At 68.7% G+C, this 21,739-nt stretch carries 16 protein-coding genes; 4 read left to right on the top strand and 12 right to left on the bottom strand.

Annotated features, from left to right (window positions below; translation table 11 throughout):
• Positions 1-310 precede the first annotated feature (310 nt).
• Entirely contained in the window at positions 311-1,126 is an 816-nt protein-coding gene (locus U5771_RS17825) for a response regulator (RefSeq protein ID WP_322025191.1), read from the top strand.
• A 24-nt stretch (positions 1,127-1,150) separates the two neighbouring features.
• Here U5771_RS17825 and U5771_RS17820 read toward each other — a convergent pair whose 3' ends face one another.
• The gene (locus tag U5771_RS17820) at positions 1,151-3,340 is read right to left on the bottom strand and encodes a TonB-dependent siderophore receptor (protein ID WP_322025190.1); all 2,190 of its coding nucleotides are present in this window, start codon (positions 3,338-3,340) and stop codon (positions 1,151-1,153) included.
• Between the two features lie 302 nt (positions 3,341-3,642).
• Between U5771_RS17820 and U5771_RS17815 the strand changes: the two genes are divergently transcribed.
• The gene (locus U5771_RS17815) at positions 3,643-3,852 is read left to right on the top strand and encodes a hypothetical protein (RefSeq protein ID WP_322025189.1); all 210 of its coding nucleotides are present in this window, start codon (positions 3,643-3,645) and stop codon (positions 3,850-3,852) included.
• Positions 3,853-4,176: 324 nt separating this feature from the next.
• Positions 4,177-6,396 carry a LamG-like jellyroll fold domain-containing protein gene (locus U5771_RS17810; protein WP_322025188.1) on the top strand — a complete coding sequence of 740 codons (2,220 nt, stop codon included), beginning with the start codon at positions 4,177-4,179 and terminating at the stop codon, positions 6,394-6,396.
• Positions 6,397-6,492: 96 nt separating this feature from the next.
• Here the strand turns inward: U5771_RS17810 and U5771_RS17805 are convergent, their stop codons facing one another.
• From U5771_RS17805 to U5771_RS17755, 11 genes are all read right to left on the bottom strand, one after another.
• Positions 6,493-7,713: a M20 aminoacylase family protein gene (locus U5771_RS17805; protein WP_415859414.1), complete on the bottom strand. Its 1,221-nt coding sequence runs from the start codon at positions 7,711-7,713 to the stop codon at positions 6,493-6,495.
• Positions 7,714-7,749: 36 nt separating this feature from the next.
• Entirely contained in the window at positions 7,750-9,219 is a 1,470-nt protein-coding gene (locus U5771_RS17800) for an aldehyde dehydrogenase family protein (protein WP_322025187.1), read from the bottom strand.
• 87 nt (positions 9,220-9,306) lie between these two features.
• A complete protein-coding gene (locus U5771_RS17795) occupies positions 9,307-10,632 on the bottom strand; it encodes an FAD-binding oxidoreductase (RefSeq protein WP_322025186.1) in 1,326 nt (441 codons plus the stop codon).
• Positions 10,633-10,634: 2 nt separating this feature from the next.
• Positions 10,635-11,369, bottom strand: coding sequence for a cupin domain-containing protein (locus U5771_RS17790; protein ID WP_322025185.1), 735 nt, complete (start codon positions 11,367-11,369; stop codon positions 10,635-10,637).
• A gap of 91 nt (positions 11,370-11,460) precedes the next feature.
• On the bottom strand, positions 11,461-11,916 hold the full coding sequence (locus tag U5771_RS17785; protein ID WP_322025184.1) for an AraC family transcriptional regulator: 456 nt from the start codon (positions 11,914-11,916) through the stop codon (positions 11,461-11,463).
• A gap of 211 nt (positions 11,917-12,127) precedes the next feature.
• Positions 12,128-13,405 (bottom strand): NAD(P)/FAD-dependent oxidoreductase, encoded by a 1,278-nt coding sequence (locus tag U5771_RS17780; RefSeq protein WP_415859413.1) that lies wholly within the window; start codon positions 13,403-13,405, stop codon positions 12,128-12,130.
• A 166-nt stretch (positions 13,406-13,571) separates the two neighbouring features.
• A complete protein-coding gene (locus U5771_RS17775) occupies positions 13,572-15,455 on the bottom strand; it encodes an ABC transporter ATP-binding protein (RefSeq protein ID WP_322025182.1) in 1,884 nt (627 codons plus the stop codon).
• Positions 15,455-16,414: an ABC transporter permease gene (locus U5771_RS17770; RefSeq protein ID WP_322025181.1), complete on the bottom strand. Its 960-nt coding sequence runs from the start codon at positions 16,412-16,414 to the stop codon at positions 15,455-15,457. The genes U5771_RS17775 and U5771_RS17770 overlap by 1 nt, the downstream gene beginning before the upstream one ends.
• Before the next feature lie 30 nt (positions 16,415-16,444).
• A complete protein-coding gene (locus tag U5771_RS17765) occupies positions 16,445-17,398 on the bottom strand; it encodes an ABC transporter permease (protein WP_322025180.1) in 954 nt (317 codons plus the stop codon).
• Positions 17,399-17,477: 79 nt separating this feature from the next.
• Positions 17,478-19,070 carry an ABC transporter substrate-binding protein gene (locus tag U5771_RS17760; RefSeq protein WP_322025179.1) on the bottom strand — a complete coding sequence of 531 codons (1,593 nt, stop codon included), beginning with the start codon at positions 19,068-19,070 and terminating at the stop codon, positions 17,478-17,480.
• Positions 19,071-19,737: 667 nt separating this feature from the next.
• A complete protein-coding gene (locus tag U5771_RS17755; protein ID WP_322025178.1) occupies positions 19,738-20,406 on the bottom strand; it encodes a haloacid dehalogenase type II in 669 nt (222 codons plus the stop codon).
• A 460-nt stretch (positions 20,407-20,866) separates the two neighbouring features.
• Here U5771_RS17755 and U5771_RS17750 point away from each other — a divergent pair, with 460 nt between their 5' ends.
• Entirely contained in the window at positions 20,867-21,727 is an 861-nt protein-coding gene (locus tag U5771_RS17750) for a GNAT family N-acetyltransferase (protein ID WP_322025177.1), read from the top strand.
• The last annotated feature ends 12 nt before the right edge of the window (positions 21,728-21,739 follow it).

The following is a 21,739-nucleotide window of genomic DNA, read 5'->3' as shown; positions in this document are numbered from 1 at the left end:
CATTTTGAAAGTGCATAACACGCTCTAGAGGCGCGTCATCTGGCGCGGATCGAAATATCGCCCTACAATTCCGCTCGCATCGATTTCGGTACCGGCAATCATCCGCGCCTCGATCGGCCAGTGATCAGAACAACGAACGCCGCGTATTGCGCCGCCCCCTGCCTGCCGTGCAGTCCGGCGACGTCCGCTTGTCGATGCGAGCGTGCCATGCGCTTTCGCGAAGTCGTGTCGCGGCTTCCGACGATTTTCCCGAACCGGAATCGCCACCGCGCTGGAACGCTGTCCGCAGCCTTTCCCGAACAGGTGCACGATGCCTCGACCGAGCTCCGCATTGAGCCGCGCCCATATCCTGATCGTCGACGATCAGCCCGAGCAGTTGCGCTTGCTGATCGATATCCTGCGCGGCACCGGGTGCCGGATCAGCATCGCATTCGACGGATCGCAAGCGTGCCAGCGCGCGCAGGCCCTCGTGCCCGACCTGATCCTGATGGACGTGCGCATGCCGCGCATGGACGGGTTCACGGCGTGCCGGCGGCTTGCCGCCGATCCGCTGACGAGCGCGATCCCGGTCATCTTCCTGACGGTGGCCGGCGAGCTGCACGAGCGCATCGAGGGGCTGGAAATTGGCGGCGTCGACTATGTGGTGAAACCGTTCGAGCCGGCGGAAGTCATCGCACGGATTCGCGTGCAGCTGATGCGGACGAACCGCCCGGCGCCGGTGGATGCGCAGGACGCGCCCGCCCCGTTCTCAGCCGGCAAGGACGACGACATCATCGTGCGCGCAGCCATTCACCATCTGTCGCGTTCGCTGAACGATCCGCCGACGGTCGAGCAACTGGCGCGCGCGGTCGGCACGCATGAAAAGCGCCTGTCCCGCGCGTTTCGCGACAACCTCGGGCAGACGGTATTCGAGTATCTGCGGCACGAGCGCCTGCGGATCGCGCAGGATCTGCTGGATTCGACGTCGCTCAGCATTGCGAGCATCGCGAAGGAGATCGGTTTTTCCACGCCGGCGAATTTCGCCACCGCGTTCCGCGAACGATTCGGCATCACGCCGACGGAATGGCGGCGCCAGCGCCATGCAGCCGGACGCGCGGCCGCCCGGGAACCGCAGCGCGACGCGTAGCCGCGCCCGGCATGCCGGGTGCGATTACCAGTTGTATTTCGCGCTCGCCAGCACGGTTCGCTCGTTGCCGAACACGCACACCGCGTACGACTGGCAGCCGCTGACGTAGCGCCGGTCGAACAGGTTCGCGACATTCAGCGCGAGCCGCCAGCGACGCAGGTCGTAGTGCATCGCCAGGTCGACCAGCGTGGTGCTCGGCACCGTCAGCGAATTGTCCGGCGCGCCGGCCAACGCGCTCTGGTAGCGCACGCCCGCGCCGATCCCCAGGCCCGACAGCGTGCCGGTGTGCCAGGTCCAGTCGGTCCACAACGACGCCATCTGCCTCGGCAGCGGCACGGCCACCGGCCAGTGGTTCAGCGACGCATCGTTCGCCTGCACGTTCTTGACGTCCTGGTAGACGTACGACGCGACGATCGACCATTCGCGCGTCACTTTCCCGAGCGCGCTCAGTTCGACGCCGCGCGAGCGCACTTTGCCGGTCTGCACCGACGACGTACCGGTGGGATCGAGATTCGGCGGCGCCGGCGTCACGACGTTGGTCTGATCGATCCGATACACGGCCGCGCCGAGCATCAGATTCCGGCCGGGCGGCTGCCAGCGCAGCCCGGCCTCGACCTGCGTGCCGCGCGTCGGTTTCGGCAAGCCGCCGCCGTACATGCGCACGCCGATCACCGGATCGAACGACGTCGAGTAGCCGACGTAAGGCGAGAGCCCCGCCTCGCCCCGATAGGTAAGCCCGACGCGCCCGGAGAACGCACTGACGTCCTGCTGCGTGCCGGTGCCGGCCGCCCGGTTGTCGAAGCGCGCGTTCACGCGATCCTCGCGGCCGCCGAGCGTGAGCGTCCAGCGATTCCAGCGGATCTGGTCCTGCGCGTACACGCCGAGCGTATTCATTGCCGTGTACTGATCGAAACGCCCGAGCGACGTCCGGCCGGAAAAGATCGCGGCCGTCACCGGAAGATAGACCGGGTGGTACAGGTTGAGGGGCGGCGCCAGCGCGAGCCGCACGCTGTTGGTCGTCGTCTGGCGGTCGAACTGCAGGCCGAGCAGCAGCGTGTGTTCGAGCGGGCCGGTGGCGAAGCGCGCCTGCGCGCGGTTGTCGATGTCCAGCCGGCTGTAATTCAACTGGAACAGCCCCGCCGTCCGCATCATGTTGGTCGTACTGCCGGGCGCGAACCCGTTGCCGAATACCGTCGCGTCGTCGAGCGACAGCCGCGACCAGCGCACGTCCTGTTGCAGCGTCCACATCGCATTCACGCGGTGCTCGAGCGCATAGCCGAGCGACCATTGTTTCTTCCGATAGTCGTTGAACGACGGGTCGCCCATGTAGATGTCCTGCGACAGGCGCCCGTTCGGGTTCGGCAGCACCGTGCCCGACGCCGGCAGGAAGTTCGACGAAATGTCGCCGTGATCCTGCAGGAACGACGCGGACACCGTCAGCGACGTGTCGGCCGTCGGCCGCCAGCGGAACGACGGCGCGACCGCGACGCGCCGGTCGGCGTTCGGCCCGGTCACCGCGTTGCCGTCGCGCGCGATGCCGACGAAGCGGTACGCGTACTTGCCGTCCGGATCGAGCGTATCGCCGATGTCGAGCATGGTCTGCTTGCGCGCATCGTTGCCGATCTGCACGCCCGCTTCGCGAATGCGCTCGCCGTCGGCGAGCTTCGTGTGCGCATCGACGAGCGCGCCGGGCGCGCCCGCGCCGTACAGCACCGAGGTCGGCCCGCGCAGCACGGCGACCGAGTCGATCGTGTAAGGATCGACGCGCCAGTTCGCGATGACCGCCGTGTTCGGCACCGGCATGCCGTCGACATACAGCGTCGGCGTGAAGCCGCGCAGCGCCGCATACGAGTCGGTCCGGGTGTCGGCGCCGAACGTCGCGAACCCCGGCACGTAGCGCAATGCCTGGTTCAGGTCGGTCGCGCCGGTCATCTCGATCTGCTGCGCGGTCACGAGGTTGGTCGTCTGCGGGACCTCGGCGACGGGCGTGTCGGTCTTCGTGCCGGTGGTGGTGCGCAATCCGACCAGCCCGAGCGACGACCGGTTGGCCTGCCCTTGCACGTCGATCTTCGGCAGCATCGCCGCCGCATCGGCCGGCGGCGCCGTCGCCGCATTCGATGCCTGCGCGTGCGCGCCGCCCGCGGCGGCCGCGCACACCGTCCCCCCGGCCGCGATCGCGATTGCGCGTCGCACCGAACCTGTCGCCATTCCCATCGTTTCGATACTCTCCGTCGTGCTGCCCTGGCGCCGCGCGCCCGGTCGTGCTTCGTCGCGGGGCTGGGCGGCTGTGCTGGCCTGTCGCGCACGAGTCGGTGCGCGTCGATCGATCGCGCCGTTTTCGAGCGCCTGAATGATATCGGCGGAAGGGGCGCGGTCTTTAGAAAAATGCGCACGGGCGCGACCCCGCACCGTGCGCCGTCCGCCCGACAGTCCAGCGCGTCGCGCGCTCGACCGACAACGCGCCGAACCGGCTGCCGCGCACCGCGCGATCCGATCAGATCGGCGGTGTCGGCGCGATGGACTTCAGCGTCGTGAACGCCGCGCCGCGGTCGTACGGCGTGGACGTGCAAGCCCGTGTGGTGAGCGACGTGCCCCGCCCCGCGCGTCGTGCAAACCGTTTGTCCGGACCTGCGCTCCTGTTCGTCATCGTGTCGTTCTCCGGTTCTTGCCGTTCGTCGAGCGATACCGGTGTGGCTTCACCGGCATGGGCGTGCAACGCGCTGTGAAATCCTTTTCACGTCATCCGTCGTATGACAACACGATGAAATAGTGGAAATCTATCGATCTGCATACCTTAAAAGTTTCCAGGCTGCCGTCCGGCGACGATCATATCTCGCAATCGTATCAATCGCCATCTTTGTCCCTATTATTAGCATGTTAATCAACGAATTCATTGCAATCGGTGTCCGAAAAATGTGTCGCGCCGGCACGAACACATCGTCGAAAATGTCGATCCTTCCAGTACAATCCGCGTCGTCATGCGATGACTGATTTCGCGTGTGCGCCGCGTCTTCTCAGCTGGACCTCGTCACGGAAGGAACGAACGCAACATGAACGACTCGCAGCTTCGGCTTGAATCCGGCGCGCGCATTTCCCGGCGCACGTTCCTTTACAGCATCGGCGCACTCGCGCTTTCGGCTTGCGGCGGCGCCGGCGCAAGCGAAAGCGAAAGCGCCACCGGCACCGCGAGCGCCGCGGCCGGCAACCGTGCGCTCGCACGCGTGGCCACGGGCACCCCGGCCATCGCCACGAACGACGCGTTCGCGCACCCCGGCCTGCTGCACACTCAAGCGGATTTCGAACGGATCGCGCAGAAAGTGGCGGCGGCCGCATCGCCGTGGCGCGACGGCTGGAACACGCTGATCGCGAACGGTCATGCGCAGCTGTCGTGGTCGCCGCGCCCGCAGGCCGTCGTCACGCGCGGCGGCACCGGCGCGCAAAACTATCCGGTGCTGTACAAGGACATCGCGGCCGCGTACGCGTGCGCGCTGCGCTGGAAAATCTCGGGCGATACCGCGTATGCGGACAAGGCCGTACAGATCATGAACGCGTGGTCGTCGACCCTGCAGAACCTCGCGGGCGACTCGAACGTCGATCTGGCGGCCGGCATCTACGGCTACGAATTCGCGAATGCCGGCGAAATCATGCGCACCTATCGCGGCTGGGCGGCAGCGGATTTCGCCGCGTTCCAGGCGATGATGATCGGCAAGTTCTACCCGATCAACGCCGACTTCCTGAACCGCCACAACAACACCGACATCACCCACTACTGGGCGAACTGGGATCTGTGCAACATGGCGTCGATCATGGCGATCGGCGTGCTGTGCGACGACCACGCGAAGTTCGACGAAGCCGTCAACTACTTCATCGACGGGCCCGGCAACGGCGCGATCGCGCAGGCCGTCTACTACCTGCATCCCGGCCATCTCGGCCAATGGCAGGAGTCGGGCCGCGACCAGGGGCACAACACGCTCGGCATCGCGCTCGGCGGCGCGATCTGCGAAATGGCGTGGAACCAGGGCATCGACCTGTACGGGCACGACAACAACCGCTTCCTCGCGGGCGCGGAATACGTCGCGAAGGCGAACCTCGTTCAACCGGACGGCTCATTCCTGCCGGTGCCGTACGCGCCGTACGCGAACGTCGATGTCGCGCAGGCGCAATTCTCGACCGCCGGCCGGGGGACGATCCGTCCGTGCTGGGCGCTCGTCTACAACCACTACGTGAACCGCAAGGGGCTGTCCGCACCGTGGTCCGCGAAGTTCGCGCGTGCGATCCAGCCCGAGGGCGGCGGCGGCAACTATGGCGAAGCGAGCGGCGGCTACGATCAGCTCGGCTACGGCACGCTGACCTGCACGCGCGACCCCGTTGCGTCCGCAACCGCACCGAGCGGGCTGACCGCGTGGCCGGCCGCCGGACGGGTCGTGCTGTCGTGGTGGGGCATCGCGAACGCGACAAGCTACAGCGTGAAGCGCGCCGCTAGCACGGGCGGGCCGTACACGACCGTTGCAAGCGGCATCGTCGATCCGCTGACGTACACGGACCATCCCGCGGAAGGCGTCTGGTACTACGTGATCAGTGCGCAGACCGCCGCGGGCGAATCCGCGCATTCGCCGGAAGTCGCCGCATCGACGGCACTGCGACTGCATACGCTGCTGACCTTCGACGAGACAGGCGGCTCGCATGCCGCGGACGCGAGCGGCAACGGCCATGCGGGCACGCTCGCCGGCGGCGCATCGCACGTCACGGGAAAGCGCGGCAATGCGGTGTCGCTCGACGGCACCGGCGGCTACGTCGCGCTGCCGAACGACATCGTCGCCGACGTATCGGACTTCACGATCGCGACGTGGGTGAACTGGCGCGGCGGGCAGACGTGGGCGCGCATCTTCGATTTCGGCTCGGGCACCGGACGCTATCTGTTCGTCACGCCGAAAAGCCAGCGCGGGACGATGCGCTTCGCGATCACGACCAACGGCGGGCATGGCGAGCGCGCGATCGACGGCAACGCCGCACTGCCGGCCGGACAATGGGCGCACGTCGCGGTCACGCTGTCGGCCACGACCGCGACGCTCTATCTGGACGGCAATGCGATCGGCTCGGCGGGCGACGTCATGTTCGCGCCATGGCGGATCGGGCGGACCGCGCAGAACTGGCTCGGACGCTCGCAGTATCCGGCCGATCCGTTCTTCAACGGCGCGCTCGACGACTTCCGCATCTACCGCGGCGCGATGTCGGCCGAACAGGTGAAGGCGCTCGCGCAGGGCGCGTGATGCGTGCCGGGTGCAGGGTGCAGGGTGCGCGTCGCGGCGGGCGGCGGGCGGCGCGCCTCGGCCCGATCGCCGACCGGTGCGACATCGGGCGCGCGTTCACGGCGATCGCCTGAAGTAATGCCGTGCCAGGGCGACCCAGTACCGGACGCCGGCCGGAATGATGTCGTCGTTGAAATCGTATTTCGGGTGATGCAGCGCCGGCGCGGCCGCGCCGGCCGGCGCATTGCCGATCAGCACGTAGGCGCCGGGGCGCGCCTCGAGCATGAAGCCGAAGTCTTCGGACGTCATGTTCGGCGGCACGTCGGCGCAAAGGCGTTCGTCGCCGAACGTGTCGCGAATCACCGCTTCGCAGAGCGCGGTCTCGGCCGGCGTGTTGACCGTCGCCGGATAGTATTGAAAGAACTCGATGTCGACTTGCGCACCATAAGCCGCGGCCAGCCCCTCGCACATGAGCCGGACGTCGCGCTGCAGTTGTTGCTGCAAGGCAGACGACAGCGTGCGGATCGTCCCGCGCAACTCGGCGCTGTCCGGAATGACGTTGTCGGTCGTGCCCGCATGGAACATGCAGACGGAAATGACGGCGGGATCCACCGGATCCTTGTGCCGCGCGGCGATGGTCTGACACTGCAGCACCATCGAGCAGGCGAGCGGGACGGGATCGACGCCCAGGTGCGGCTGCGCCGCATGCGCGCCCTTGCCGGTTACCGTGATCCTGAACCGGGAGCCCGCTGCCATGATCGGCCCGGTGCGCAACCCGAAATGCCCGGCCGGCAAGCCGGGCCAGTTGTGCATGCCGAATACCGCCTCCGTCGGGCATTGCTCGAACAGCCCGTCGTCGATCATCTTGCGCGCGCCCGCACCGCCCTCTTCGCCGGGCTGAAACACGAAATGCACCGTGCCCGGCAACTGCGGCAGGTCCTTCAGGATGCGCGCGGCCCCGAGCAACATGACGGTATGCCCATCATGCCCGCACGCATGCATGACCCCGTGCGCGCCCGATGCGTGGGCGAAGTCATTGGCCTCCTGGATCGGCAACGCATCGAGATCGGCACGGAGCACGATGCCGCGGCCCGGGTCCGCACCGGGCAGGCTCGCGACGACGCCCGTGCCGCCCAGCCCGCGCGACACCACATAGCCGAGACCTTCGAGCTCGCGGGCGACGACGTCGGCCGTCCGGTGTTCCTCGAACCGCAACTCGGGATGCGCATGCAGGTCGCGGCGCAAGGTCGCCCAGTGTGCGCAATGTGCTTTCAGGGACGTCTCGGGGAGGTCGGGTTGTTCCAATGTCGGCACCTTCGGAAAGTAGACGGCTTCCATTCTGTCCTGCCGCTGCGTTCGCGCGCAGCGGCTGCGTCAATCATGGAAGCCCAGGATCGACTTGACCTCCATGTACTCCTCCATCCCTTCGATCCCGTACTCGCGGCCGTTGCCCGATTGTTTATACCCGCCGAACGGCGCCTGAGGGTCCCATGCCGGGTAGTTCAGGTGCACCTGTCCCGACCGGATGCGCGCCGCCACCGCGCGCGCGCGTTCCTGGTCGGTGCCCTGCACATGTGCGCCGAGCCCATAGACCGTGTCGTTCGCGATCGCGACGGCTTCGTCGACGGTATCGTACGGAAGGATCGCGAGGACCGGACCGAAGATCTCCTGCTGCGCGATCGTCATGTCGGTGCGAACGTCGGAGAACACGGTCGGCCGCGCATAAAAGCCCCGGTCGAATCCCGTCGGCCGCCCGGGGCCGCCGGCGATCAGCTTCGCCCGCTCGTCGATGCCCGCGTCGATCATCTGCGCGACCCGGCCGAACTGCGCGCGATTGGCCAGCGGGCCATGCGTCGTTGCGTCGGCGAACGGATCGCCGACGACGAGTTGCTGCGTTGCCGCGACGGCCAGCGCCTCGACGCGGCCCAGCACGTCGCGCGGCACGATCAGCCGGGTCGGCGCGCTGCACGACTGGCCCATGTTCCGGAACGCGGCGGCAACGCCCGGCGCGATGGCGCGCGACAGGTCCGCATCGGGCAAGACGAGGTTCGGCGACTTGCCGCCAAGCTCCTGCGCGACGCGCTTGACGGTCGGCGCCGCCGCTTGCGCGACCAGCACGCCGGCACGCGTCGACCCGGTGATCGACACCATGTCGACCTCCGGGTGCGACGCGAGCGCCGCGCCCACGTCCGTTCCGCTGCCGCTCACCAGGTTGAACACGCCCGCGGGCACGCCGGCATCGGCGATCACTTCCGCAAACAGCAACGCGCTGAGCGGCGACAGCTCGCTGGGTTTCAACACCACCGTGCAGCCTGCCGCGAGCGCGGGGCCGACCTTCGCCGTGATCTGATAGATCGGCCAGTTCCACGGCGTGATCAGCGCGCAGACGCCGATCGGTTCGCGCACGATCGCGGTGGTCCCCCGCCGTGTCCGGAACGGATAACTGGCGAGATTGTCGCGCGCGACCCGGATATGTTCGGCCGCGAGCGGCACATGCGCACCGCGGGCATAGTTGATCGGCGCGCCCATTTCCAGCGCGAGCGCCATGGCGAACAGCTCGGCGCGCGCCAGTATCAACGCGTGAACGCGGTCGAGCAGCGCCGCGCGTTCATGCGGCGACGTCGCGGACCAGCGTTCGAAAGCATTGCGCGCGGCCTGCACCGCGCGGTCCGCGTCGCGCGCGGTGCCGAGCGGGATGTCGCACAGCGTCTCCTCGGTGGACGGGCAGACGACCGCGAACCGCTCGCCGCCGTCTGGCAAAACCCAGTCGCCGTCGATGAAGAAGCGATCCAGCCTGCCGGCTTCCATCAGGTGACGAACCGGTGAATCGATGAGTGAATGCATGACAGGGAGTCCTTGAGTCGATACCGTGCGCCGACCAACGGCGGCGACCCGGCGGCCGCCAATCGCCGTCGGCGAGCCGGCCGCAAACTAGAAATCGGCAACCTTGCCCCAGGCGGAATCGGCGAACCGGCTCGGCCGATACGGTATCGGGTCCACGATCGGTGGCGCACCCGTGGCGAGATCCGCGATCAGGTGACCGGCGCCGGGGCCGATGCCGAAGCCGTGCCCGGAAAAACCTGCCGCCAGGATCAATCCCGGCACGCCCGGCACTTCGCCGATCCCCGGGACGCCGTCCGGCGTGCTGTCGACGAATCCGGCCCAGGCGTGCGTGATCGTTGCTTCGCGCAGTTCGGGCAGCAGTTCGACCGCACGACGGTACGTTTCGTTGACCGTCGGCATATCGGGCTTCGGATCCAGGATGCGCACGGCCTCCATCGGCGTCGGCGCATCGAGCCGCCACCGCTTCAGCGTTTCGTGGCCGCCGCGCATGCCTTCGAGGCCGCCCGGCAGAAGGTTGCGCCAGCGCTTCGCGAACATCGGCACGAACTGCGGCGCGAATCGCAGGAACTGCGGCGTCACGTCCACGCGTGCGCGGCCGCTGATGGCCAGTGCGTAGCGTCCGTCGCCGCGGCGTGTCACGGACACGCCGGAGGTGTACAGCGCATCGGGCAAGCGCTGCTCGATGGGCGACACGCTCAGGATCGACTGACGGATCGACGCTTGCGGAAAACGGATGCCGAGCTGGCGGCAGAACGACGACGCCCACGCGCCACCGGCGAGCACGACCGTCCGGGTCCTGATCACGCCGGCTTCCGTGACGACGCCGCTGACGCGCCCGCCCTCGAGTTCGATCCCGCGCGCCGCGCAGTGCTGGTGGACGCTGCCGCCCAGCTTCATCAGGGCAGCCGCCACGGCCGGCGCGGCCTTCCCCGGGTCGGCCGTGCCGTCGGTCGGCGAGAACACGCCGCCCTTCCACGGCCGCCCGGTTGCGTGCCCGCGCTCGCCGGCCTGCTTGCTGTCGAGCATGTAGGTCGTCACGCCCGCGGTCTTCGCGAAGTCGCCCCAGCTGGCCCAGCGGGACAGCTCGGCCTCGTCATTGCTCAGATACAGCAACCCGCAGCGATGAAAGCCCGTGTCTTCGCCGGATTCGGCGGCGAAGCGCTCCCACAGATCGATGCTCTTGCTGGCCATCGGCAATTCGCGCTCGTCGCGGTTCTGCTGCCGGCACCAGCCCCAGTTGCGGCTCGACTGCTCGGCCCCGATTCGCCCCTTCTCGACCAGCGCGACCGACACCCCGCGCCGGGCCAGGTAATACGCGGTAAAGACGCCGATGATTCCGCCGCCGATCACGACGACGTCGGCCGAAGCCGGCAGCGTGGGCGAAGTTTCGATGAGGCGCAGCGGAGGGGACATGTTCAGTCTCGTTCGTTTGATACGTGGACGTTTTGCACGACGTAGAATTTCGCCACGCGTTCGCGGCTTTCCCACCCGATCGATGCGCCGCGCGGCACGAACAGCGCGTCGCCGGCGCCGAGCGACAGCACGCTGCCGTCGGGCGCGGCGAACCGTACGCTGCCGGCCAGCAGGAGCATGAACTCGTTCACGCGATGCGGGCGGATGATCCGGTGATAGGGCGTCGAATCCCACGTGCCCGCGCAGTACTCGGCGCCGTCGTCGATGAACACGTTGTCGCTGCGGCATTGCGGCGCGGGGCCGAGCAACACCTCTGCCGGCAGCGATGCGGAGGGCTTGAAGTCGGCGTCGGCGCGCAGCGGGAACAGGCCGCGCTTCGTCGGCTTCGTGCACGCGGCCGCGCAGAACATGAACAGCACGGGCGATTCCGCGGTGATGCGCAGCGCCGTGCCGCCGCCGATGACGGCCCCCTCCCCCGGGCCCAGCACCAACGGCGCGGCGCCGGCCGCTTCGAGCGTCAGCTCTCCTTCGACGACGGCGACGGTGTCAAGGTGCGGATAGCTCGCGACGTCAAGCTCGCCAGCGAAACGGATACGCCCGGCTGCCATCGAGTCGGGGCCTTCCCACGCGATCTCCCGATGTCGCGCGAAGGGATCGCGCTCGCCGAACGCCTGCTTGCGAAAGGCGGTTGTATTGGCCGTGCCGTCGGCCCGGTGCAACACGAAAACTGCGGTCATTTCTGCTCCTGCGCAGTGCGCGACGATGTTGCGGAGAACGCGTCGCGCGGGATCGGAAGTCGTTGTTCGCGGATGCGGTCCGCGCGTGTGCCTATGCGACGTGACACGACGCTTCGCGACGGTCGGTGCGCGTGCGCATCGAAGCCGGTCGCACCGGCGCGCCACCCGGGCGCGCCATCACGTAGTCGCGCGGCGTGATCCCGAGCACCCGCCGGAAATGCCGGCACAGATGGCTCTGATCGAAGAAGCCGACCTCGGTCGCGACGACCGACGGCGCCAGGCCGGCGCGCAGCAAGTCCTGCGCACGCCGCACACGCACCAGACACAGATACCGGTGCGGCGACAACCCGACTTCACCGCGAAAGCGTGCGGTGAAACGCGACACGCTCAATCCGGCCACCGCCGCGAGCGTATCGAGGTTCAGCGGCTGCGCGAACGACGCGTCGATCGTGCGCAGCACGTCGTCGATCGCCGGCGAAACGGGCTGCGGAACACGCGGTACGCGAGGCGTCGCGCCGTCGTCCGCGTCGTGCAACAGGGTGACCATGCTCGCGGTCCTCATGCGGCCGCCTTCCCGGCAGCGCCCGGCGCGCCGAAGTGCGCGATCGTGAACGGCCCGATCGGCCCGGCCATCGTGTCGCCGGCGCCGGTCCCGGCGCGGCAGCCGTTGCCGGCGGCGAGCGGGCAACGCGGACCAAGCGGACAAAGCGGGCAAACGCATCGTGCGGTCATATCGAATCCTCCCGGGGGCAGTCGCTTCAGTGCAGGAGATCCTGCATCCGGTAATACGCGCCGACGAACGGCAGGAACCACGCGTGCCCGAAATGGCCGGGCATCGCCGGCCAGTCGAGCTCGCGCCACGGATTCGACGCGGCCGCGCCGTACAGCACGTCGGCCATCACGCGGCCCATGTGCACGGACATCTGCACGCCGTGGCCGCTGTAGCCCATCGAGTAGTAGAGCCCGTCGTGCTGACCCGCGCGCGGCAGCCGGTCGGCGGTGATGTCGACCAGCCCGCCCCAGCAGTAATCGAGCCGCACGTCGGCCAGTTCCGGGAAGTAGCCGGCCATGCCGGCGCGCAGGATCTCGCCGCTTTTCGCGTCGGAGCGCGGGCTCGACATCGCGAAACGCGCGCGGCCGCCGAACAGCAGCCGGTTGTCGGGCGTCACGCGGAAGTAGTTGCCGATCTGGCGCGACGTCACGTACGCACGGCGGTGCGGAAACAGCCGGTCCAGTTGCGCATCGGGCAGCGGCTCGGTGACGACGATGAAGCTGCCGACCGGCGCGATGCGCCGCCGGAACCAGCCGAACGGGCCGTGCTGCGACGCGCCGGTCGCGACCAGCACGCGATCGGCGACGAGCGTGCCGCGCGTGCAGGTGATCGCATGGCGCTCGCCCTCGAGCCGATCGAGCCGCGTGACGGCCGCCTGCTCGTAGATACGCGCACCGGCACGCACGGCCGCCTGCGCGAGGCCGACGCCGAACTTGCCCATGTGCATCTGCGCGCCATTGCGCTGCAACAGCCCGCCGTAGAAGCCGTCGGACGCGATTTCATCGCGGATCCGCGACGGTTCGATCAGTTCGATGTCCGGATCGACGTCGTGCCGCAGTGCGTCGAACGTCTTTGCGAGCCCCGCGAAATGCTGCGGCTTCGCGGCGAGCTTCAGCTTGCCCGCACGACGGAAATCGCAGTCGATCGCATGTTCCGCGACGATCGCCTCGACGCTCTTCACCGCGCTTTCGTAGGCGCGATAGAACTGCCGTGCGGGTTCGGCGCCGATCCGCGCGGCAAGCGACGCGTAGTCCTGCGCGACGCCGGTATTGCACTGCCCGCCGTTGCGGCCCGATGCTTCGCCCGCGATCTGCGCGGCTTCGAGCACGACCACCGACACGCCGCGCTGCGCGAGCGCGAGCGCCGCCGACAGGCCGGTGAAGCCGCCGCCGATCACGGCCACGTCGGCGCGCCCTTCGACGGGCCCTTCGCAGCCGGCACGAAACGCGGGGCGAGTATCCAGCCAGTACGATTCGAATTTCATCGGTTCCTTCTCGAGCATTGCGGCGACAGCGATCGGCGATCGCCCGTTGCAAACCATTTAATCACCGTCAAAAAGCGCAGTTGCCGCGTATTCGCGCACGGCGTGCGCACGATTCACCGTTTTGCACGACCGCCGCAGCACACTATGCGGCAGGCCGCGCGGCGCGCTACTGACGCACCGGCTGCACCGGCGCCGCGCCCGTTGCCGGCTCGGCCTGGAAGCGCGCGAGATCTTCCTCGCTGCGATGGCACAGCACCTGCGCGCCGTTCCCGAGCGTGCGCAGTACCGGCGCGGTGCGGTTGCACACGCCGTCCACCCGCATCGCGCAGCGCGACAGGAACGGACACAGCTCGGCGTCGTCGGCGCTCGCGCCGATCGGCACGAGCGGCCGGTGGCAGCGCTCGGCCGCGTCGTCGAGCCAGCCCGCGCGCAGCTCCGGCGCGGACGACACGAGCAGGTGCGAATACGGGTGGTAAGGCGGCGCGCACAGCGCGTCGCGGCTGCCGGTTTCGACGCGGCGGCCCGCGTACAGCACGACGATGTCGTCGCTGATCGCGCGCACCTTCGCGATGTCGTGCGTGATGAATACGTACGACACGCCGAGCTTCGCCTGCAGGTCGCGCAGCAGGTCCATGATCGCGGCGCCGACCACGGTGTCGAGGGCCGACGTGACCTCGTCGCACAGGATCAGGTCGGGCTCGGCCGCGAGCGCGCGCGCGAGGTTCACGCGCTGCTTCTGTCCGCCCGACAGCTCGCCGGTGCGCCGCGCGGCGACCGCCTGCGGCAGCCGCACGAGTTCGAGCAATTCCGCGACGCGCTGCCGCGCACGCGCGCCCTTGATCCCGTGATAGAACGCGAGCGGCCGCGCCAGCGTGCGCTCCACGGTATGGACCGGGTTGAGCGCGGTATCGGCGTTCTGGAACACGATCTGCACGCGGCGGTGCTGCTCCTTGGTGCGCTTGGCCGTATCGCGCGCGAGCGGTTCGCCGTCGAGCAGGATCTGCCCGCCCGTCGCGGGCACGAGGCCCGCGATCACCTTCGCGAGCGTCGTCTTGCCCGAGCCGGATTCGCCGATCACGCCGACCGTCTGTCCGCGCTCGATGCGCAGGTCCACTTCGTGCAGGATCACCTTCGCGGGCCAGCCTTTCGCGGTACGGCCGCCGTAGCCGGCGATCGCGCCGCGCACGTCGAGCAGCGGCGCCGGCGCGGCGCTCGCCGCTGGCGCGTCACCTTCGGCACCGCGTTCGGCCTCGCTCGGCGTCACCGCCGCGATCAGGCTCTGCGTGTACGGATGCGTCGGCGCATGCAGGATCTGCTCGGTATCGCCCGCCTCGCGGATCACGCCGTCGCTCAGCACGACGATCCGGTCGGCCATCTGCGCGACCACGGCCAGGTCGTGCGACACGTACACCGCGCTCATTCCGCAGCGCCGGATCACGCTCTTGAAGGCCTGCAGCACGTCGATCTGCGTGGTCACGTCGAGCGCGGTGGTCGGCTCGTCGAGGATCACCAGCTCCGGGTCGGTGATCAGCGCCATCGCGGCCATCAGCCGCTGCAGCTGGCCGCCCGACACCTGGTGCGGATAGCGCTTGCCGATCGTCTCCGGCTCGGGCAGCGCGAGCGCGCGGAACAGCTCGACCGCCTTCGCCTGCGCATCGCGCTTCGTCATCGTCTTGTGGATCAGCGCGCTCTCGATCACCTGGTCGAGGATCGTGCGCGACGGATTGAACGCGGCGGCCGCGCTCTGCGCGATATACGCGACCTTGCGGCCGCGCAGCGCGGCCAGCGCCGGCGCGGGCAGCGCGCAGACGTCCGTGCCGCCGAGCTTCACCGAGCCGCCGGCGATCCGGCAGCCGGCACGCGCATGGCCCATCAGCGACAGCGCGATCGTGGTCTTGCCGGAGCCCGATTCGCCGATCAGCGCGAGCACCTCGCCACGCCCGATATCGAAGTCGACGCCGTGGACGATCGTCGTTTCCTCGCCGCCGGGCCGGCCGCCGACCACGCGCAGCCCGCGCACCTCGACGAGCGGAGTCGATTCGTGTCGCATCAGTGTTCTCCCGCGGCACCGGCCGCGCCCTTGCGGCGGCCGCGATGCGGCAGGCCGTCGATCAACAGGTTGACGCCCACCGTCAGGATCGCGATCGCGACGGCGGGCATGATCGCGACGGCCGAGCCGTCGCCGAGGCTCGCGATGTTCTCGCGCACGAGCGAGCCGAGGTCCGCGTACGGCGGCTGCACGCCGAGCCCGAGAAAGCTCAGGCCGCTCAGCAGCAGCACGACGAACGTGAAGCGCAGCCCGGTATCGGCCAGCATCGGATGGATCATGTTCGGCAGCATCTCGACGCACGCGATGTACAGCGCGCTTTCACCGCGGGCACGCGCGACCTGCACGAATTCGAGCGTGCTGATGTTGACCGCGAGCGCGCGCGCGATCCGGTACGAGCCCGGCATGTAGCTGACCGCGGCGGTCAGGACCAGGAGCGGCAGCGACGAGCCGAACGCGGCGACGAACATCAGCGCGAACATCTTCGACGGAATCGACGTGAGCGCGTCGAGCAGCCGGCTCATCGTCTCGTCGACCGCGCGGCCCGACACGGTCGCGAGCAGCCCGAGCGTCGTGCCGGTCAGCGCGGCGAGCAGCACCGCCGCGAGCGCGAGCAGCACGGTCAGCCGCGTGCCGTACAGGATCCGGCTCAGCATGTCGCGGCCGAGAAAGTCCGAGCCGAACGGCAGCTTCGCGCTGAACCGCGCGAACACGTCCGGCGTGACGATCGCGCCGACGTCGTGCGGCGCGAGCAGCGGCGCGAACACCGCGACGAACAGCATCAGGCCGACCATCGACAGGCCGACGCGGCCGCCGGTCGTCAGTTTCATGCGCGCGGCGCGGCGCTTGCGCGGCGCGTCGGGGGCCGGGGCGGCGGGCGGCGTCGCGCCGCCCCACGGTGGGGGCGGTTCGCCGGACGGCGGCAGCGCGCTGCTGCGTTGAACGGGTTCGGTCGGGTGCATGGGCGGCATCTCGGAAGGAGAACAGGGCACTCAGGTCCGCAGTCTCGGGTTCGACACGATCGAGCACAGGTCGGCGAACAGCACGAGCGTCAGATAGGCGACGCAGAAGATCAGCGTGCACGCCTGGACCAACGGGAAATCGCGGTTGCCGACGGCATCGACCATCAGGCTCGCGAGGCCCGGATAGTTGAAGATCGTCTCGACGACGATCACGCCGCCGAGCAGGTACCACAGGCTCAAGGCGATCGCATTGGCGATCGGGCCGATCGCGTTCGGCAGCGCATGGCGCAGCACGACGCGCGCGGGGCTCGCGCCCTTGAGCACGGCCATCTCGACGTACGACGCGCTCAGCTGCTCGATCACCGCGGCCCGCGTCATCCGTGCCATCTGCGCGATCACGACCGCGCACAGCGTCAGCACCGGCATCGCATACGCGCGCAGGAAATCGTGCAGGCTTTCGATCGGGCCGCTGTACGACAGCGCGGACAGCCAGTGCAGCTTCACGGCCAGCACGAGCACGGCGACCGTGGCGATCAGGAATTCCGGCGTCGCGACGAGCGACAGCGTACCGAGGCTGATCGCGCGATCGACCACCGACTCGCGCTTGACCGCCGCGAGGATCCCGAGCAGCAGCGCGATCGGCACCGACACGGCGGTCGTGATCGCCGCGAGCGCGAGCGATTTCGGCAGGCGTCCGCCGATCATTTCGGACACCGGCAGGTCGCCCGACAGCGAGCGGCCGAAATCGCCGTGCAGCAGCCCCGCGAGCCAGTGCAGGTAGCGCACGTGGGCCGGCATGTCGAGGCCGAACTGCTGGCGCAGCGCGGCGACCGTCTCCGGCGTCGCGGACTGGCCGAGCGCGGCCTGCGCGGCGTCGCCCGGCAGCAGGTTCGTGATCGTGAAGATGATCGCGGACACGATCAGCAGCGTCAGCGCGGTGACCGCGATGCGCCGGCCGATCAGCCCGAGCAGGATTCGATTCATGAAGCGGCACTCCGGGAAAGGTCGCGCGCGACCGGGGCGGTGGCCCGCACCGGCCGCGCGGCGGCGGCACGCATCGGCGTCAGGCGTTCCACCACACGTACTCGGCGAACATGAAGCCCATCATCCCGCCGGTCGGGATCGAGCCGAGGCCCGCAAGCCGCTTGTCGTAGCCGTCGAGGAAGCTGATGAAGGCCGGGATGCCGACCCGGCACTGCTGCGCGACGAGCACCTGCATGTCGCCGTACATCTGCTTGCGCTTCGCGTCGTCGGTTTCCGATCGGGCGGCGAGCAGCAACTGGTCGAACTTCGGGTTCTTCCAGCCCGACTCGTTCCACGGCGCATCCGACTTGAAGAACTGCGTGAACACCACGTCGGCGCTCGAGCGCGGGTTGATGTTGCCGAAGCCGAGCGGATGCTTCATCCAGTGGTTCGACCAGTAGCCGTCGGGCGACACGCGGTTCACCTGCAGGTTCAGCCCGATCTTCTGGCCGGCCTGCTGCAGCAGCACGGCCATCTCGATCGACCCGTTCGCGTCGGAGGTCGCATAGATCGGCGGCAGCGCGGCGCCCAGTGCGCCCGCCTTCTGGAACAGGAACTTCGCCTTGTCCGGATCGTGCGGCCGCTGCGGCAGCGACGCGTTGAAGTAGCGATGCCCCGGCGGGATCGGCTGGTCGTTGCCGAGCACCGCGTAGCCGCGGAACACCGCCGAGCGGATCTGCTCGCGATCGAACAGGTACTTCATCCCCTCGACGAAATCGGGGTTCGCGGTGATCGGGTTGTCGCTGCGCATGATCAGGTCGGTATAGAGCCCCGACTTGGTTTCCTTCAGCGCGTAGCCCGGCGTCGACGCGACCCGCTGCGTCGAGCGCGGGTCGATCGCGTTGATCAGGTGCACGTCGCCGGACAGCAGCGCGTTCAGGCGCGCGGCGCTGTCGCCGATGCCGATCAGCTCGATCTCGTCGAGGTACGGCATCCCGGGCTTGAAGTAGCTGTCGTTGCGCACGCCGACGGTCGACACGCCCGGCTTGAACGACTTCAGCTTGTACGGGCCGCAGCCGATGCCGGTGCTGAAGTCGGTCGTGCCGTCCTTGACGATCACGAGCTGCGGCGTCGCGAGGATCACCGGCAGATCGGCGTTCGCGCTGGCGAGCGTGAGCGTGACTTCGTCCGGGCCGCTCGCCTTCGCATCGACGAACTGATCGGCGAGCGGCTTGACCTTCGACGCGGTGGCCGCGTTCTTGTGGCGCATCAGCGAGTACACCACGTCGGCCGGCGCGACCGGTTTCCCGTCGTGGAACGTGACGCCCTTGCGCAGCTTGATGATCCACGTCTTCGCGTCGGTCGTCTGCAACGACTGGGCGAGATTCATCTGCGGCGTCAGGCTCGCATCGAGCTGCGTGAGGCCGCTGTAGAACATGAAGAAACGAATGTAGTCGGCGCCCGTCGAGCCCTTGGCCGGGTCGAGCGTATCGGCCGTCGAACTCGATTCGTTCGCGACCCGGATCTTGCCGCCGCGCTTGGGCGCCGGCGCGGCGAACGCCGACTGCGCGTCCATCAGCAGCCCGCCGCCGCCGACGGCCATCATGCCGCTCGCCGCCATGACCCGCATCATGTCGCGGCGCGAAAAGCCGCCCGTGCCGCCCTTGCCGCCGTTGTCGATATCGTCGCTCATCCGAACTGCTCCTGACTGTGGAAAGTGGGTCCTGGGGTCCAGCGTGGTTCGATAATCCCGCCGTGCCCGCCTGCTGGTGGCGGGTGCGACGTCATGCTCATGGAGTTCATTTAAGCATCGCCAAAATGCGGGTTATCGCGATTCGGGGCGGCTGCACGACACGATTCGACCGTTTTGGGCCACCGGCGCAGCATGATTTGCTGCGTGGCCCGACGGCGCTCGACGCGAGCGGAACATCCCGATCGAGCGCGGCGTGTGCGGGCCGGCGACAGCGAGCCGCCGTCGCGCACCGGACACCGTCCGCTGCCGCGCACGCTGCCGCACGCGATCCAGGGCTGCCGCATGAAAGTTCAGGAGATTGCCCGTCTTGTCGAAGCCGGCCTGCCCGAAAACCGGGGCGCGACCCGCTTGCCCGGCATCGGCACCGACACCGGCACGCTTGCACCGGACGGCGAGGACACGATCGAGTCCGGCGCTGGCGGTACGCCGCTTTCCGCCGCTTTCCGCCGCGAATACGGCAGGACCGTGGGGGTGGGACACGAGACGATGCGCACGGTGCATGTGGTCTTCCGATGCCGACGACCTGCCACGATGCACGGGTTTTCCCGCGCATCGCGGCAGGCCGTCGGCAGGCCGCGCGACGAACGCCGCGCGGGCAACGCGTCGCTTACAGCCCGAGCTGCGTCGCGAGGTGGCCGATGTCCGACACCTCGTAGTAGTTGTAGAACGGCGTGCCCGGCTCATGGCCGCGGTTGACGAACGCCTTGTGCTTGATGCCGAGATCCTCGGCCGTCATCAGGTCGTAGCGCAGGCTCGACGACACGTGCAGCACGTCCTCCGGCTTGCAGCCGAGCTTGCCGAACATGTATTCGAAGCCCTGCATCCGCGGCTTGTACGACTGCGCCTGCTGCGCGGTGAACACCGCATGGAACGGCGCGCCGAGCTTGTCGACGTTGCTCATGATCTGGTCGTCCGACGCGTTCGACAGGATCACGAGCTTGTACTTGGTGGCCAGCCGCGACAGCCCGGCCGGCACGTCCGGATGCGGACCCCACGTCGGAACCGCATGATAGAAACGCTCGGCCTCCGCTTCGTCGAACGTCACGCCGACCCGCGCGCAGGTACGCCGGATCGCATTGACGACGACGTCGCGGTACGGCTTCCACGCCCCGAGCACCTCGTCGAGCCGATACGCGGCGAACGCGCGCACGAATTCCTCGAGCGCGACCGGCGACAGCCGGTCCGCGTAGACCTCGCGCGCCATGTCCGCCATCCGGAAGCGGGTCAGCGTGCCGTAGCAGTCGAAGGTGATGAACTTCGGTTCAAACTGGATCATGGTCGGGTCCTGTCGGTGTGAAGCCCCGGCAGGGCCGGGGACGGGCTGGGTTGTACGAAATTGAATCAGGGCAAAAAACCCGGCGCGCGTCGTTCGACGTCGTTCGAAACGCAGAATCGTCGCGTGTTGCAGGCCGCGGGCAGCACGATCTGCGGCGCGATCGCGCGCTGCGCCGCGGGGGCCGGCCGGCGGACTTCACGAAACCGCCGCCGCCCGGCGCGGCTCGCCGGCGAGCGGCGCCGCCGACGTGTTTCCATCGTAGTGGCATTCCCACAGCAGAAGCATTCGGAATGACGGGCCGCTCCGGCACGAAGCGCGCGTTCGTCCGCATCGATCGAGCCGGTTTGCGTCGATCTCGCACGGCCGCCCGCCGACACCGGAAAACAGGCGAATCGTCCTATCCGCGCCGCGGTGGCGCTGGCAGAGTCGATATGTCATTCCTACCCATCCGGAGTCCGGCGTGGCCGACCTCAATCCTTCCAGCACGCTTATTTATCGCCCGTTCGCCGAAACCGACCTGCCCGCCGCGCACCGGCTGTCGGAGGCGGTCAAGTGGCCCCACCGGCTCGACGACTGGCGCTTCGCATTCCAGCTCGGCGGCGGTTTCGTCGCCGAGGACGAAGCCGGCGTCGTCGGCACCGCGCTCGGCTGGCGCTTCGGCGAGTCGCATGCATCGCTCGGCATGGTGATCGTGTCGCCCGAGCGCCAGGGCCGCGGCATCGGCCGCGAACTGCTCGCGCGCGTCGTCGACAGTCTCGGCGCACGCACGATCTTCCTGCATGCGACGCCGTCCGGCGAACCGCTCTATGTGAAGTTCGGCTTCGACGCGATCGGCACGATCGACCAGCACCAGGGCGCCGCGTTCCAGCCGCCGCTGATCTCGCTGCCGCCGGGCGAGCGCCTGCGGCCGCTCGGCACCAACGACGGCCCGCGCCTCGCCGCGCTCGCGTCGCGCGCGGCCGGCTACCCGCGCGAGGCGGTGATCGATGCGCTGCTCGGCGTCGCCAACGGGATCGCACTCGATCGCGACGGCGAACTGCTCGGCTTCGCGCTGTTCCGCCGGTTCGGCCGCGGCCACGTGATCGGCCCGGTGATCGCACCGGACGCGCTGCGCGCGCAGGCGCTGATCAGCCACTGGCTCGCGCTGCACGAAGGCATGTTCGTGCGCCTCGACGTGCCGGGCGACAGCGGGCTGTCGGACTGGCTGCAGGGGCTCGGCCTGCCGCGCGTCGATACCGTCGTCGCGATGGCGCGCGGCGCGGCGCCCGCCCGCGATCCGGCGCTGCGCGCGTTCGCGATCGTCAATCAGGCGCTCGGCTGAGCGGCACGCACG

Source organism: Burkholderia sp. BCC1977, assembly GCF_905339595.1.
Lineage (GTDB): Bacteria > Pseudomonadota > Gammaproteobacteria > Burkholderiales > Burkholderiaceae > Burkholderia.
The sequence above is the reverse complement of the archived record's forward strand: the minus strand, read 5'-3'. Positions and strand labels throughout refer to the sequence as shown.

Excerpts from the sequence above, each read along its gene's own strand:
- U5771_RS17825 (WP_322025191.1), top strand. The coding sequence starts at position 311 with ATGCCTCGACCGAGCTCCGCATTGAGCCGCGCCCATATCCTGATCGTC.
- U5771_RS17820 (WP_322025190.1), bottom strand. The coding sequence starts at position 3,340 with ATGGGAATGGCGACAGGTTCGGTGCGACGCGCAATCGCGATCGCGGCC.
- U5771_RS17815 (WP_322025189.1), top strand. The coding sequence starts at position 3,643 with ATGGACTTCAGCGTCGTGAACGCCGCGCCGCGGTCGTACGGCGTGGAC.
- U5771_RS17810 (WP_322025188.1), top strand. The coding sequence starts at position 4,177 with ATGAACGACTCGCAGCTTCGGCTTGAATCCGGCGCGCGCATTTCCCGG.
- U5771_RS17805 (WP_415859414.1), bottom strand. The coding sequence starts at position 7,713 with ATGGAAGCCGTCTACTTTCCGAAGGTGCCGACATTGGAACAACCCGAC.
- U5771_RS17800 (WP_322025187.1), bottom strand. The coding sequence starts at position 9,219 with ATGCATTCACTCATCGATTCACCGGTTCGTCACCTGATGGAAGCCGGC.
- U5771_RS17795 (WP_322025186.1), bottom strand. The coding sequence starts at position 10,632 with ATGTCCCCTCCGCTGCGCCTCATCGAAACTTCGCCCACGCTGCCGGCT.
- U5771_RS17790 (WP_322025185.1), bottom strand. The coding sequence starts at position 11,369 with ATGACCGCAGTTTTCGTGTTGCACCGGGCCGACGGCACGGCCAATACA.
- U5771_RS17785 (WP_322025184.1), bottom strand. The coding sequence starts at position 11,916 with ATGGTCACCCTGTTGCACGACGCGGACGACGGCGCGACGCCTCGCGTA.
- U5771_RS17780 (WP_415859413.1), bottom strand. The coding sequence starts at position 13,405 with ATGAAATTCGAATCGTACTGGCTGGATACTCGCCCCGCGTTTCGTGCC.
- U5771_RS17775 (WP_322025182.1), bottom strand. The coding sequence starts at position 15,455 with ATGCGACACGAATCGACTCCGCTCGTCGAGGTGCGCGGGCTGCGCGTG.
- U5771_RS17770 (WP_322025181.1), bottom strand. The coding sequence starts at position 16,414 with ATGCACCCGACCGAACCCGTTCAACGCAGCAGCGCGCTGCCGCCGTCC.
- U5771_RS17765 (WP_322025180.1), bottom strand. The coding sequence starts at position 17,398 with ATGAATCGAATCCTGCTCGGGCTGATCGGCCGGCGCATCGCGGTCACC.
- U5771_RS17760 (WP_322025179.1), bottom strand. The coding sequence starts at position 19,070 with ATGAGCGACGATATCGACAACGGCGGCAAGGGCGGCACGGGCGGCTTT.
- U5771_RS17755 (WP_322025178.1), bottom strand. The coding sequence starts at position 20,406 with ATGATCCAGTTTGAACCGAAGTTCATCACCTTCGACTGCTACGGCACG.